Annotated in this window: 14 protein-coding genes; 7 read left to right on the top strand and 7 right to left on the bottom strand. The window is 70.9% G+C overall.

The features are described 5' to 3' along the window. Positions 1–328 precede the first annotated feature (328 nt). Complete coding sequence (locus ACZ6DL_RS35400; protein ID WP_466057782.1) at positions 329–760, top strand: QcrA and Rieske domain-containing protein; 432 nt, start codon at positions 329–331, stop codon at positions 758–760. 15 nt (positions 761–775) lie between these two features. On the opposite strand, the gene ACZ6DL_RS35395 is transcribed toward ACZ6DL_RS35400, so the two are convergent. The 3 genes from ACZ6DL_RS35395 to ACZ6DL_RS35385 all read right to left on the bottom strand — a co-directional run bounded on the left by ACZ6DL_RS35395 (position 776) and on the right by ACZ6DL_RS35385 (position 2,932). Next, on the bottom strand, positions 776–1,243 hold the full coding sequence (locus ACZ6DL_RS35395; RefSeq protein ID WP_466057780.1) for a VOC family protein: 468 nt from the start codon (positions 1,241–1,243) through the stop codon (positions 776–778). Between the two features lie 82 nt (positions 1,244–1,325). After that, a complete protein-coding gene (locus tag ACZ6DL_RS35390; RefSeq protein ID WP_466057796.1) occupies positions 1,326–2,045 on the bottom strand; it encodes a hypothetical protein in 720 nt (239 codons plus the stop codon). Then, on the bottom strand, positions 2,042–2,932 hold the full coding sequence (locus ACZ6DL_RS35385; RefSeq protein ID WP_466057794.1) for a hypothetical protein: 891 nt from the start codon (positions 2,930–2,932) through the stop codon (positions 2,042–2,044). The genes ACZ6DL_RS35390 and ACZ6DL_RS35385 overlap by 4 nt, the downstream gene beginning before the upstream one ends. 212 nt (positions 2,933–3,144) lie before the next feature. On the opposite strand from ACZ6DL_RS35385, the gene lspA reads away from it, so the two are divergent. The 3 genes from lspA to ACZ6DL_RS35370 are packed head-to-tail and all read left to right on the top strand — an operon-like array spanning position 3,145 to position 5,322. After that, positions 3,145–3,741, top strand: coding sequence for a signal peptidase II (gene lspA, locus ACZ6DL_RS35380; RefSeq protein ID WP_245660147.1), 597 nt, complete (start codon positions 3,145–3,147; stop codon positions 3,739–3,741). Then, entirely contained in the window at positions 3,738–4,664 is a 927-nt protein-coding gene (locus ACZ6DL_RS35375; protein ID WP_040865953.1) for an RluA family pseudouridine synthase, read from the top strand. Before lspA ends, ACZ6DL_RS35375 begins: the two co-directional genes overlap by 4 nt. Further along, positions 4,657–5,322 carry a hypothetical protein gene (locus ACZ6DL_RS35370; protein ID WP_466057778.1) on the top strand — a complete coding sequence of 222 codons (666 nt, stop codon included), beginning with the start codon at positions 4,657–4,659 and terminating at the stop codon, positions 5,320–5,322. The genes ACZ6DL_RS35375 and ACZ6DL_RS35370 overlap by 8 nt, the downstream gene beginning before the upstream one ends. A 12-nt stretch (positions 5,323–5,334) precedes the next feature. Here ACZ6DL_RS35370 and ACZ6DL_RS35365 read toward each other — a convergent pair whose 3' ends face one another. Then, positions 5,335–6,153, bottom strand: coding sequence for a PhzF family phenazine biosynthesis protein (locus ACZ6DL_RS35365; protein WP_466057776.1), 819 nt, complete (start codon positions 6,151–6,153; stop codon positions 5,335–5,337). Positions 6,154–6,234: 81 nt separating this feature from the next. Further along, positions 6,235–8,658, bottom strand: a complete 2,424-nt coding sequence (locus tag ACZ6DL_RS35360; RefSeq protein ID WP_466057775.1) for a cation-translocating P-type ATPase — start codon at positions 8,656–8,658, stop codon at positions 6,235–6,237. A gap of 35 nt (positions 8,659–8,693) precedes the next feature. On the opposite strand from ACZ6DL_RS35360, the gene rarD reads away from it, so the two are divergent. Beyond that, positions 8,694–9,611 (top strand): EamA family transporter RarD, encoded by a 918-nt coding sequence (rarD, locus tag ACZ6DL_RS35355; protein ID WP_466057774.1) that lies wholly within the window; start codon positions 8,694–8,696, stop codon positions 9,609–9,611. A gap of 162 nt (positions 9,612–9,773) precedes the next feature. Next, entirely contained in the window at positions 9,774–10,280 is a 507-nt protein-coding gene (locus tag ACZ6DL_RS35350) for a PaaI family thioesterase (protein WP_466057772.1), read from the top strand. A 124-nt stretch (positions 10,281–10,404) separates the two neighbouring features. Here the strand turns inward: ACZ6DL_RS35350 and ACZ6DL_RS35345 are convergent, their stop codons facing one another. Then, a complete protein-coding gene (locus ACZ6DL_RS35345) occupies positions 10,405–10,905 on the bottom strand; it encodes a WKL family lipoprotein (protein WP_040865962.1) in 501 nt (166 codons plus the stop codon). A gap of 194 nt (positions 10,906–11,099) precedes the next feature. Continuing rightward, positions 11,100–12,428, bottom strand: a complete 1,329-nt coding sequence (locus ACZ6DL_RS35340) for a DNA polymerase IV (RefSeq protein ID WP_466057792.1) — start codon at positions 12,426–12,428, stop codon at positions 11,100–11,102. 405 nt (positions 12,429–12,833) lie between these two features. Between ACZ6DL_RS35340 and ACZ6DL_RS35335 the strand changes: the two genes are divergently transcribed. After that, positions 12,834–13,721 (top strand): UTP--glucose-1-phosphate uridylyltransferase, encoded by an 888-nt coding sequence (locus ACZ6DL_RS35335; protein WP_393241405.1) that lies wholly within the window; start codon positions 12,834–12,836, stop codon positions 13,719–13,721. The last annotated feature ends 97 nt before the right edge of the window (positions 13,722–13,818 follow it).

Genomic DNA, 13,818 nt, shown 5'->3' with positions numbered 1-13,818 from the left:
CCCCAAAACCCGCAGCGGCAAAATCATGCGCCGCCTCCTACGCGACATCGCCGAAGGACGCGAACTCGGCGACACCTCCACCCTCGTCGACCCGAAGGTGTTCGAATCGATCGCCCGCGGGTAACCACAGAGCGGCGGACCCGGCCACAAGGCAGATGAGGGGGTCCGGGTCCGCCGCTCGCCCTCCTGGGCCCGCCGTCCCGCCGCGACACGCCGGGCAGCGACCTCTGAGCACACCGGATTGAACCGCAGCGCCGCCCTATTCCGTTGACGAGGCGAAAGCGGCACCGGCGCGACGCCGTGCCGCGCCTTCGGAACGGAACCCGACATGACATTCGACGAACAACTCCGCACCCGGCGCAGTGTGGTCGCCGCCGGGGCGGGCATCGCCGCCGCGGCGGCGGTCACCGCCTGCGCCTCCTCCGGCAAGAGCGAGCCCCCACCCGCGCCCGGCGACCGGCCCGCCGATGCGGAGCGGCAGGCGAATACGCTGGCCGAGACGGCCGACATCCCCGTCGGCGGCGGCGTGATCGCCGGTGACACCGTGGTGACCCAGCCCAGCGCGGGCACCTTCGTCGGGCTGTCGGCGGTGTGCACGCACGCGGGATGCAAGGTCGCGGCGGTGTCCGGCGGCACCATCAACTGCGCCTGCCACGGCAGCAAGTTCGCGTTGGACGGCTCGGTGGTCAACGGCCCGGCCACCAAACCTCTCGCACCGCGCGCCGTCCGGGTCTCGGGTGATTCGGTGGTCGCCGGGTGAGCCGGTCGGCCGGGTTCAGGAACCGCCGAACATCTCCGCGATCCGACGGTCCATCTCGTCGGGCGGCACATCCTCCACATGGGTGGCCACGGTCCACCGATGCCCCCACGGGTCTTCGAAGGCGCCACTGCGGTCCCCATAGAACTGGCTGGTCATCGGCGTGAGTTCCGTGGCGCCCGCCGCCAGCGCGGCGGCGAAGGCGGCGTCGGCGTCCTCGACGTACACGTACAGGTTCACGGGGGTGCCGCCGACCGTCTTCGGGTCGAGGAAGTCCATATCGGGCGCCGGATCGCCGAGCATGACGACGGAATCGCCGAACATCAGCTCGCAATGGGCGATCTTGCCGTCCGGACCGGGCATCCGCATACGTTCGGTGGCGCCGAAAATGTTCTTGTAGAAATCGATCGCCGCCGCCGCGCCGTCGATGGCCAGCCCGGGCGAGACCACCGGATAACCATCGGGAACGGGTTTGACATCAGACATGGAGAACCTCCGGTCGAGGCGTTGTGTCGGACCATGTCGAGCCTATTCCGGCGATCCGCGCAATTGGCCGGATCGTCGGAAATCAGGGACCCGCGGAGCCTTGCAGCCGACGCACCTGGGCCGCGGTGAGCGCGCTGAGCACGGCGGGGTCCACCGCCTCGGGCGCGGTCACCGCCACCTGTAGCAACGTGCTTCCCACCTGGACGATCGCGACCGACGAGCCGAGGGCGAGCCCCTCGCTGGTGGCGCGCACCTGGAAGGCGCCCGCGGCGTCGCCGACCGGTGGCTGGGCGAGCCCGCCGATCCGGTATTCCACCGCGATATCGGTGGCGTCGTCGCCGGAATAACGCGTGCACCGGCGCAGCGTCTCCTGCACGGCCGAAAACGCGACCGGGAGCGAATCGGCCGGATAACTCGCCGCGTCGATATCGATGCTGGAGAAATTCGGCCCGGCGTATTGCGTGGAGGCCTGGGCCAGTGCGCCGGAGTATTGCGCGCCGAGCGGAGTGAGTACTCTCGCGCATTCCGCCGGATTCGTCGCCGAGGTACCGGTCGAGGCGGTCCCGGTGGCAGCGCGCGGCGGCAACGCGGTGAAACCGGACGGCAGGTCGGCCTCGCCGAGGAGCCGGGCGCCCAGCCGTGCGGAATCGGTCTCGGGCGCGGCGGTCACCGGGACCGCGGCCACCGCCGGCCCCAGCGGCGGCAGCTCGTGCGCCTTCGGCTCGGCGGGCTCGGCGGACCCGCAGCCCACGACGAGCGCGACGGACGCCACCGCGAACGGCAGGGCGCACGCACGGGTCATTCGGTCCACGACACCTGCGTATCGATCGTCTGGCGCAGCGTGCTGTCGCTGTGCGGATCGCGGTAGGCCTGGTGCCCGCCGACGGTGATGGATCCGGCCACCGGCAGCGGCAATCCGAGATCCACCGTGATGGTGCCCGCGCCCTCCATGACGTAGTCCCGGATGTCCAACGTGCCCGCGTTGTTCGGCAGGTTCCACATCGGCGACTTGGGCTTCTGGGTGACGTGCAGTTCGATGGTGAGCCGATCCCCGTCGCGTTTGCTCAGCGTCGCGGTGGTCACCTGGTCGAGCAGGACGCCGCTGCTCACTTCCTGGCGCACCGTCCACACCGCGCCCTCGCCGACAGGCTCGTCGGGGAACGCGATCGACCGGTACACGGCCTGGTAGAACGCCTGCTCGAGGGCGGCGCGCGCGGTGTTCGACGCGTCGGGGGCCGGCTCGAGCCGCAGGGCGGTGATCGTGCCCAGATCGCTGAGGTCGAAGCCCGCGTGCGAGCCACCGATCTTGGTGAGCGCCTTGGCCATCGTCGGGTCCGGTGAGGTGACCGTACCGAGGGTCAGATCGATGCCGTCCGCGGTGGTCTGCGCGGTCATCGGAATGGTCAGCGCCGGGGTGGAGAAGTCGCGCCTGGGCTGTTCATCGATCTGCTGTTCGATGTGGTGGGCGGTATAGAGCGTGACCCGCTGCACGGTGCCTGCCGGATACTCCGGCCGCAGCAGCGAACGCGGTTCCGCACCGGCCGATTCGACCGTGGCCACCGCGGCCGCGATCGGCACGGTCACTTCCTTGCCGATTCCCAGCGGCTCCGTTCCGTCGGCCTCACCGCTCGACTCCGCGCCGTCGCCGCAACCGACGCCGAAGGCCGAAAGCCCGACCGCGAGCACCATGAGCAGCACGCCCGAGCGCGCGCTCCGGGCGGAGCCCGGGCTCCGATGAAGGCGGGGGGAAGACAACACCGTCACGAGCAACAGCGTACGACCGCTTCCTGAGTGTCAGCTGGGACATCCGAGTGTGCGCCGGTCGGCGTGCCACGCGCGTCCGCCGGGCGCGGGCCGGGCAATCGGACGCGCGCACCGGCCCCGATCGGGCTCGAGAGATGATGGTCGGCGTGAGTGACGACGGGCCGCCCGAGGAAAACCCAGCAAACACCGCCGATCCGACGACCGAGCCTGCTCCACCGCAGCGTCTGCGGACGCTGCTCGTTCTCGCCGCGGTGGTGCTGGGCCTGGATCTGCTCACCAAGACCATCGCGGTCGCGAAACTGACGCCGGGCGACCCGGTGTCGATCGTCGGTGACGTCGCGCGCCTGAGCCTGGTGCGCAATCCGGGCGCGGCGTTCTCCATGGCCACCGGCATGACCTGGCTGCTCACCCTGGTCGCCGCCGCCGTCGTCGTCGGAGTGGTGCGCATCGGCCGCACCTTGCGCTCGCTGGGGTGGGCGATCGGTCTGGGCATGGTGCTCGGCGGGGCGCTCGGCAACCTGATGGACCGGCTGTTCCGCGCGCCGGGCCCGCTGCAGGGCCACGTGGTGGACTTCGTCGCGATCGGCTGGTGGCCGGTGTTCAACGTCGCGGACTCGGCCATCGTCTGCGGAGCGATCCTGCTGGTCGCGCTCACCGTGTTCGGCTTCGAACCCAACGGCACCCGGGTCGGCCACGGCAAGCCCGGCGACGCGAGCGAGGGCAGCGCGGCATGAGGGAGACCAGGACCATGCCCGTCCCCGACGGGCTCGACGGCATGCGCGTCGACGCGGGCCTGGCCCGCCTGCTCGGCCTGTCCCGCACCGCGGTGGCCGCGCTCGCCGAGGAGGGCTCGGTGCAGCTCGACGGCGTCGCCGCGGGCAAGTCCGATCGGCTCACCGCGGGCGCCTGGCTCGAGGTGATCTTCCCCGAGCCGAAGCGAGAATTGACCATCGAGGCCGAACCGGTGGAGGGGATGAAGATCCTCTACGCCGACGACGACATCGTCGCGGTGGACAAGCCGGTCGGCGTGGCCGCGCACACCGGTGTCGGCTGGAGCGGGCCGACCGTCGTGGGCGGCCTCGCCGCGGCCGGATACCGCATCTCCACCTCGGGCGCGCACGAACGGCAGGGCATCGTGCACCGCTTGGATGTCGGCACCTCCGGAGTGATGGTGGTCGCGCAATCCGAGCACGCGTACACGATGCTCAAGCGCGCGTTCAAGCAGCGCACGGTCGACAAGCGCTACCACGCCGTGGTGCAGGGCCATCCGGACCCGAGCAGCGGCACGATCGACGCCCCGATCGGCCGGGCCCGCGGCAACGACTGGAAGTTCGCCGTCACCGCCGACGGACGGCCAAGCGTCACCCACTACGACACCGTCGAGGCGTTCCATTCGGCCAGCCTGCTGGACATCCATCTGGAGACCGGCCGCACCCACCAGATCCGGGTGCACTTCTCCGCGATCCGCCACCCGTGCTGCGGCGATCTCACCTACGGCGCGGACCCGCGCCTGGCCGAGCGGCTCGGCCTGCAACGCCAGTGGCTGCACGCCCGGTCGCTGGGCTTCCAGCATCCCGCCGACGGCCGCTACCTGGAGATCACCAGCGAGTACCCGGACGACCTGAAACACGCCCTGGACGTCCTGCGCGATGTCTGACCGCCGGCCACCGCCGCGGCGCGGTATCTTCCTCGCCGCGGCGGTGGTCGCGCTGATGGCGCTGATCTACGCGCTGGGCGCGCTGCATCCGCCGTATCGCACCGCGCCGGCCACCGATCGGCTCGGGCCCGACCGGGGCGAGCAGGTCACGGATTACCTCGACCGGTCCCGTGCTTCGCTGGCGGCGGGCGGCGACGAACCGCGCTGGGCACTGGTGTCGTTCACCGAACCGCTGGCCCCCGAGCAGATTCCGGCGCACAGCGGCGGATTGCGGATCTCCCAGGTGCTCTACCGGGTGCCGGTCCCCCGCGTGCAGACGCCCTTGGTAACCGTGCCCGTCCCGGAAGGTGCGGCCGCGGCGGTGGATTCGGCACGGGATGCGGCCTGGCTGCTCCCCCGCCCCGCCGACGACCGTTCCGCCCGCGTGGTGGAGTACTCCGCCGCCCGGCTCCGGGACGGCTGCGGCTGCGTCGTCGGACTCGTCGTCCGAGGATCCTCGGCACAGTTGCGGAACCTGGCCGGGCGCAACGGCATTCGCGCGGTCCAGGCGCTTCCCGCCGACGCGGTGGCGGGCAGCTTCGCGGTGGTTCCGCTGCTGCCCGATTACCGCGATGTCGTCGCGCCCGGCCCCGACGACGGACCGGTTCCGCAACCGTGAGCGGCCGGACGCTCAGTCCGGCAATGTGACGACGCCGTCGAGGTAGCGGCGGCAGCGCCCGAACAGCAGCACCCGGTCGCCCGCCAGCTCGCAGCGCAGGCTTCCGCCGCGGCGGGAGAGCTGCCTGGCGTGCAGTTCGGTGCGGCCGAACCGCTCGCTCCACAGCGGCACCAGCTGGGCGTGCGCGGATCCGGTCACCGGATCCTCCGGAACGCCCACGCCGGGGCCGAAGAAACGCGAGACGAAATCGACCGAGTCGCCGGGCGCGGTGACGATCGCGCCGCGCGGCAGGGCGGGGAACGCCGACAGCACGGGCGCGGCATCGCGCACCTCCTGTTCGGTCGCCACGACGATCACCTCGTCGGCGCCGGAATACGCGGTCACCGGACGCACCCCGAGCGCCGCGACGAGCGCCGGATCCGGCCGCACCGGGATGCTCGGCACCACCGGCAGGTCGAGGACGTACTCGTCGTCGTCTGTGCGGTCGACGTGCAGCCAGCCGCTGCGCGTGTAGAAACTCACCCGGTCCTCGCCGGGATGCAGGTCGGCAAGGATCTGCGCGGCGCTGGCCAGGGTGGCGTGCCCGCACAGCGCGACCTCCACCCTCGGGGTGAACCACCGCAGGTGGAAAGCGGGCCACTCACCCGGCGGCATGCCCGCCTCGGGAGGTAATTGCGATGTGTAGAACGCGGTCTCGGCGAGATTGTTCTCCTCGGCCAGCTGTTGCAGCAACGCATCCGGGAGCCACGACGGGAGCGGCATCACCGCGGCCGGGTTGCCCGAGAACGGTGCGTCGGCGAACGCGTCGATCTGGTGCAGCAGTACCTCCATAGTCTCCAGAAGGTACTCCAACTCTGAATGGCCGCTTCGCACAAGGCTTCTCGTGGCGCGGCTAGTCAGGCGTCCAGTCTGTCAGGCGGCTCCGCCGGGCGGGCTCGGCAGCAGTTGCCGCTTGTCGCCGAGCAGCACCGCGCTCACCCACCACGCGGCCTCGACCAGCACGATGCCCACCACGCCGCAGGCCACCGCCGCACCGGTGAGCGCGAGGTTGGAGGGGTCGAGTTTGAAGAACTCGCGGGTGAACGGAACGGTGAACAAGAAGACGTACGCCGCCACCGACGCCGCGATCAGGACCACCTTCCACCAGACGTACGGGCGCGCGACGATGGCCAGCACCCACACCGCGATCATGATCAGGGTGATGAGGGCGGTGGTGCTCGCCTGGACCTTCTGCTCCTCGCCCGCGTCCGGCCCGGCATAGGCGATCAGGTACGCCACGAAGGTGGCCGCGCCGATCACCACGCCCGACGGGATGGCCAGTCGCATGACCCGTCCGACGAAGCCCGTGCGGGCACGCTCGTTGTTGGGCGCGAGCGAGAGGATGAATGCCGGGATGCCGATGGTGAACCAGGCCGCGATCGTGACGTGGCGCGGCAGGAACGGGTAGCCGATGGGATCGTAGTCGAAGATCTGGGAACCGGCACCGGCGATCCCGACCAAGAAGGCGAGCAGGACGGAATAGACGGTCTTGGTGAGGAACAGATTCGAGACGCGCTCGATGTTGCCGATCACCCGGCGTCCCTCCCCGACCACATAGGGCAAGGTGGCGAACTTGTTGTCCAGCAGGACGATCTGCGCCACCGCCCTGGTCGCGGGGCTGCCCGATCCCATGGCCACGCCGATATCCGAATCCTTCAACGCCAGAACGTCGTTGACGCCGTCGCCGGTCATCGCCACGGTGTGCCCGCGCGACTGCAAGGCGGACACCATGGCGCGCTTCTGGTCCGGACGGACCCGGCCGAAGGTGGTGTTGCGGTCCAGCACGCCGGCCAGCCCGTCGCGATCCTCCGGCAGTTCCCGCGCATCGATCGGGTGATCCCCACCGGGCAGGTCGAGCGAGGAAGCCACCGCGCCGACCGACACGGCGTTGTCGCCGGAGATGACCTTGATCGAGACGTCCTGGCTCGCGAAGTACTCGAGTGTGTCGCGGGCGTCGGGCCGGACCTTCTGTTCCAGCACGACCAGCGCGGCGGGCCGCACGACGCCGGGAGCGTCCGCCGCGTCCACCGCACGGTCGCCGCGGGCCAGCAACAGCACGCGCAGACCGGAGGCGCCCAGTTCCTCGGCCACCCGCGCGTCCGCGGAGTCCGGGTCCAGCAGCACGTCCGGCGCGCCGAGCAGCCAGTCGCCGTGCCCGCCGTAGGAGCAGCCGCTCCACTTCTTGGCCGAGGAGAACGGCGCGACGGCGGTGCGCTGCCAGCCGGGACCGTCCGGCAAGGCCTCGACGATGGCCTGGACGCTCGCGTTCGGGCGCGGATCGTCGGCGGCGAGCGCGGCCAGCGCGGCGCGTACCTCGGCGTCGTCGAAGGTGTCCAGGGTCTTCAGATCCGACAGCCGCATGCCGTTCTCGGTCAGCGTGCCGGTCTTGTCCGCGCACACCACGTCCACGCGGGCCAGGCCCTCGATCGCGGGCAACTCCTGGACCAGGCACTGGCGCCTGCCCAGCCGCACCACGCCGACCGCGAACGCTATCGAGGTCATCAGCACCAGCCCCTCGGGCACCATCGGCACCAGCGCGGCCACCATCCCGGTGACCGCCGGACGCCAGGACTCCTTGCTCGAGACGAGCTGGTTGTAGATGCTCAGCAGGCCCGCCGGGATCAGCAGGTAGGTGATGAACTTCAAGATCTTGTCGATACCGCTGCGCAACTCGGAGTGCACCAGGGTGAACTTGCTCGCCTCCTCCGCCAGCCGCGCCGCGTAGGCGTCCCGGCCGACCTTGGTGGCGCGGTACGCGCCGGACCCGGACACCACATAGCTGCCCGACATCACCGTGGCGCCGACCGCCTTGTCGACCGGATCGGCCTCGCCGGTGAGCAACGACTCGTCCACCTCGAGCTGCGCGGACTCCTCGACCGTGCCGTCCACCACGATCTGGTCGCCCGGCCCGAGCTCGATCAGGTCGTCGAGCACCACCTCGTGCGGCGCGATCTCGACCGCCGTGCCGTCCCGGCGGACGGTCGGCTTGGCCTGGCTGACGATGGCCAGCTCGTCGAGCGTGCGCTTGGCGCGGATCTCCTGGATGATGCCGACCGCGCTGTTGGCGACGATCAGCAGGCCGAACATGCCGTCGATGACCGATCCCGTGGCCAGCACCAGGACGAAAAGGACCCCGAGGATGGCGTTGATCCGGGTGAAGACGTTCGCGCGCACGATGTCGCGGACCGAGCGGCTCGCCCGATCGGGGACGTCGTTGGTCAGCCCGTCGCGGCGACGTTGCTCGACTTCGGCCGCGGTCAGTCCGGTGGCGCCCGAAGCCTGCACGGTAATCGACATGACCGCAAGGCTACGGGACAACTACGTTCGTCCTCGTGCGGCGAAACAGGTCCATCCCCGGTGCAGCGTTCGGAGCGAGCGCGTACTTCTTGTGGGGACTTTTCCCCGCGTTCTTCGGATTGCTGGCGTTCGCCAGTCCGGGCGAGGTGGTGGCGCAGCGGATCGTGTGGACGCTGGTCGTCGTGCTCGCGGTGCTCGCCCTGAGCGGCCGGATACGCGAGTTGCGCGGCATCGGCGGCCGCGTCTGGCGCCTGGCCGCCGTCGCGTCCGCCGCGATCGCGCTCAACTGGGGCGTGTACGTCTACGGCGTCACCTCGGGGCACGTCGTGGAATGCGCGCTCGGCTACTTCATCAACCCGCTGGTGACCGTCGCGTTCGGGGTGGTGATCTTCCGGGAACGGCTGACCGGCGCCCAGTGGGCCGCCCTGGCACTCGGCGCGGGCGCGGTGGCCGTGCTCACCGTCGACTACGGCAGGCCGCCGGTCATCGCGCTGGCCCTGGCCTGTTCGTTCGCCACCTACGGCCTGGTGAAGAAGGTGATCCCGCTGGACGCGCTGCACGGCATCGCCGCCGAGGGCATCGTCGCCGCGCCCTTCGCGCTGGCGTTCGCCGTCGCCCTGGCGATCACCGGGCACAGCGAATTCGCCTCCGGCCCCGCCCACACCGCGCTGATGGCGGCCACCGGACCGGTCACCCTGGTCCCGCTGCTGCTGTTCGCCGTCGCGGCTCAGCGCGTCGCGCTGTCCACCATGGGCCTGCTGCAATACCTGACCCCGGCGCTCCAGATGGCCTGGGGCGTCGCCGTCGCGCACGAGCCGATGCCCGCCTCGCGATGGGCCGGTTTCGCGCTGATCTGGGCCGCCCTGGCGATCTTCACCACCGAAGCGCTGCTACGAGCCCGGCGTGCGCGGCGCACATCGCGTGATCTCACAGGCGCAGCACCACGTCCGTGACCCGAGGCAGCGGTCAGACCCGACCGCCGACCGCCGACCGCCGACCGCCGACCGCCGACCGCCGACCGCCGACCGCCGAGAAGTGAGTATTCGTCGGAAACGGTCGCAAAAGTGTCGGATCCGACACTTTCCTGGGTTCCGTCCGCTTTGTAGCGTCGACACATGACCGCGCCCGACCCCCTTCGCTCCCGCACCCGTATCTGGCGGACACCCGCCGGGACGGCACCCGACCTGCTGGGCATGACCGGCCGAGAAATCTTGCAGGGAGCGCTCGACGGGCGAATTCCGAACGCGCCGATCCTGAACGCACTCGGCTGCCGACTGGTCCAGGTCGGTGACGGGATCGTGGTCTTCGAGGGCGAGCCGGGCGATCACCTGCTCGACCCCATCGGCGGGGCGCACGGCGGCTTTGTGACGGCGCTGCTCGAATCGGCCCTCGAATCGGCGGTGATGACGAGATTGCCGGGCGGATCGCGGTCCACCTCGGTTCAGATCGGCATCCACGTGCACCGGCACGTGCGCACCGACACCCAGCCGCTGCGCTGCGAAGGCACCGCTATCCACGTCGGCCCCACCACCGCGAGCGCGGAGGCCCGCCTGATCGGGGCCGCGGACGGCGAACTGTACGCGCACGGCGCCGCGACCTGCGCGATCCTGCGGATGATCTAGCGACGGTGCCGCACCGGCCCGGCAGGGCAGCTCGAACCGCCCGGTGCGCAGCACATTTCACGCAACGACGACGGGCCGGTCGCGGGGACGAATCCCGGCGACCGGCCCGGCCGGTGGTGCGAACTCAGCTGCAGGCCGCCGACTGCTGACCGAGGTTGGTCAGCATGGTGCAGGCCCATGCCTTCTGGATCTTCCACTTGCCGTTGTCGGCGACGAACGGCACGTCGACGATGTTCTCCTGGCCGTTGAGGATGAACTTGGCCTTCGCGTTCACGCTGTCGCCGAACGAGGTGACGTCGGTGACCTCGATCTTCACGTCGGCGCCCGCCGCGGCCTGGGACAGGCGATCCGGCAGCGTCGGATCGGCTTCGGCGCCCTGGACGTTGTCCAGCTTCTCGGAGGCGGGCACCGACGGGTCCAGCGCACGGGAGAGGGCGGTGTTCAGCTCCGCGGGAGTCGGGACCGGCGGCAGGTTCGCGCTCGCGGTCGCCGACGCCTTGGCGCTGGTCGACGTCTTGGCGGCGGGCTTGCTGTCCTTGTCGTCGCCACCGCAGGCGGTCAGGCCAAGCGCGGCGACGATGGCCAGGCCGGCGATCGCGATGCGTCCAGTCTTACGAAGCTTCAACTGCTCGTCCTTTGCGTTCGAGAGGTCCGTGTCGTGTTCCACCTTGACAGCCGCCACCCGAACCGGCGGCGCTGCACGAGGTCCCAGGCTACCGGCACCGGGCGGCGCCGCCGAAGATCCACACGGACCGACGATGGTCGTCGGCAGCGAACGTACGCGCCCGGCCGGGCGATGTCGAGCCGCGGGCCCGGCCGTCAGAGCAGGCTGCGCAGCGGATCGGCCCGGGTGAGCGCGGCGTCGGCGGCGGCGAAGGTGCGCGCGGGACCCGGACCGGTGGAACGGGTTTCGAAGCGAACGGTCACCACGCCGAGCCCCGCGCCCTGCACCCAGCCGTGGCCGTGCTCGGGATGGGTCACGTCCATGCCGGGATGCCAGACGGCCACGGGCAAGGTGGGCGCGCTGATCTGCGGGGCAGCGCCGAGGCCGGCGGAGTGCGCGGGCTCGGCTTCCGGCCGCGCCGTGACGATCTCGGCGGCCGTGCCGCGATCCAGTTCGGGGAACAGCGACTCCTGGCGGATCGTCGACAGGCCGCCGTAACCGACCCCGACGAGACGGATCGGGCCCAGTTCCCGCGGGTCGAGCGCCGAACGTTGCGCGGCGGCGGCGAGGGTGGCCAGGTCCTCGGTGGCGTAGGGCAGGGTGAAGGAGCGGGTGACGATGCTCATATCGGACTTCTTCAGTTTGAGCACCACCGTGCGCGCCGCGCGCCCGTCGCCGGTGAGGCGCCGGTGCGCCGCCGCGGCCATGTCCTCGATGGCCGGGCGCAACTGCTCGAGGCTGACGATGTCGGTCTCGTAGGTGGTCTCGGCGCTGATCTGCTTGGCCTCGGTGCGTTCGGCGACCGGACGGTCATCGATGCCGCGCGCCAGCCGATGCAGCGCCGCGCCCACACTGCCGCCGAGGATCGACATCGCCTCCGACTCCGGCAGGGCGGCGAAAGCGCCCACCGTCTCGATGCCCAGCGAACGCAATCTGCCCTCCGCGACCGGCCCGATGCCCCACAACTTGCGCACCGGCAGCCCCGCCAGCAGTCGCGGCTGCTCGACCGGCGAGATCACGCGCACCCCATCGGGTTTGGCCAAGCCGGAGGCGATCTTGGCCAGCTGCTTACCGGTGCCCGCGCCCACCGAGGCGGTCAGCCCGGTTCGCTCGCGCACCGCCGCGCGCAACTCCTCGCAGAACGCGTGCACCCGCGCGACCGTCGCGCCCGCCAGCTCGGCGGGCTCGCCGAACGCCTCGTCGTACGACAGCGTCTCCAGCACCGGGATCCGGCTGCGCAGCGCGTCGAAGACCTGGCCGCTGACCACGCCGTAGACCGCCCCGCGCGGCGGCACCACCACCGCGGTGACACCGACCAGCCTGCGCGCCTGATGCATCGGCATCGCCGACCTGGCACCGAACACCCGCGCCTCGTAACTGGCTCCGGCCACCACCCCGCGCCCACCGGTTCCGCCGACCAGCACCGGCCTGCCGCGCAACGTCGGCCGGGTCAGCTGTTCGACCGAGGCGAAGAACGCGTCCATATCTATATGCAGAACCCAGCGCCGGGCGACGCTGTCCGCGTCGGCGAACGCCGGGAGAGGCCGCGGGCTCACCGAGCCGTCCCCGCGCGTCGTCCCGATCCCGGTCGACGGCGCGGCCGCGCGCTCGACGCTCGGTTTCTCGGTACGCACGGGTGCAATGTACGCCCGCCCACCGACAGCTCGGGGCAGGCGGTGACGCTGTCAGGTGGCTGTGCGCTAGCTACCGGTTACCTGCCGGTATCGCGGCTCGCCTCCCCTCGCCTCCGGGCGCCCCTCCGTCTCGCCGCACCGGCCTTGATCTGCCCTTTTCCGCGCCGGCCCCGGTACTCGACAGTCCTGAAATAACCGCCGACGTGCCGCGGGGAGGGAGCTAGGCGCCCGGTCCGATATGTGATGATCGGACGCATGAATATCCGCAAGGCCGTCATCCCGGCCGCAGGTATCGGCTCCCGTCTGCTTCCGCTGACCAAGGCCATCCCCAAGGAGATGCTGCCGGTCGGCGACAAGCCGGTGATCGAGCACACCGTCCGCGAGCTGGTCGCTTCGGGCATCACCGACATCACCATCGTGGTCAGCGGCGGGAAATCGTTGATCCAGGACCACTTCCGCCCCAACCCGGCGCTGGTGGCCCAGCTGCGCGCGGACGGCAAGACCGCCTTCGCCGACGCGGTCGAGGAGGTCGGCGAGCTGTCCCGGCTCGGCCACATCACCTACCTCGACCAGCACGGGCCGTACGGCAACGGCACCCCGGTGCTCAACGCCGCCCGCAATCTCGGCGACGAGCCGATGCTGGTGCTGTGGCCGGACGACGTGTTCGTCGCCGAGGTGCCGCGCGCCCAGCAACTCATCGACGCCTACGAGGCCACCGGGGCGCCCGTCCTGGCGTTGATGCCGATGGATCCCGCCGAGTCGCAGCGCTACGGCGTGCCGGTGGTCGCCGACGACCAGGGCAACGGCCTGCTGCGCATCACCGGGCTGCGGGAGAAGCCGAAGCCGAAGGACGCGCCGTCGTCGTTCGCCGCGATCGGCGGCTACGTCGTCACCCCCGGCATCATCGACGAACTGCGCAGGCAGACCGAAGCGTGGTATGAGCACCGCACCGGCGAGGTGTACCTCACCGACGCGATCAACGTGCACGCGGCGAACAATCCGGTCTTCGGCCAGGTGATCCGCGGCCGGTGGTACGACACCGGCAACCCGGCCGACTACCTGGTGGCGCAATTCGCCTCGGCGCTGGCGCACCCGCAGTACGGTCCGTCGCTGCGCGATCTCGCCGACGGCCTCGACGGCTGACCTCCCGGCCTCGACCACGGCGAGCGACTCGCCGACACGGCCCCGACCACACCGGTGGTCGGGGCCGTGTCATCCCGGGAACAACCGCGATCGGCGT

The sequence above is a fragment of the Nocardia sp. NPDC041819 genome (genome assembly GCF_055590505.1).
The sequence above is the reverse complement of the archived record's forward strand: the minus strand, read 5'-3'. Positions and strand labels throughout refer to the sequence as shown.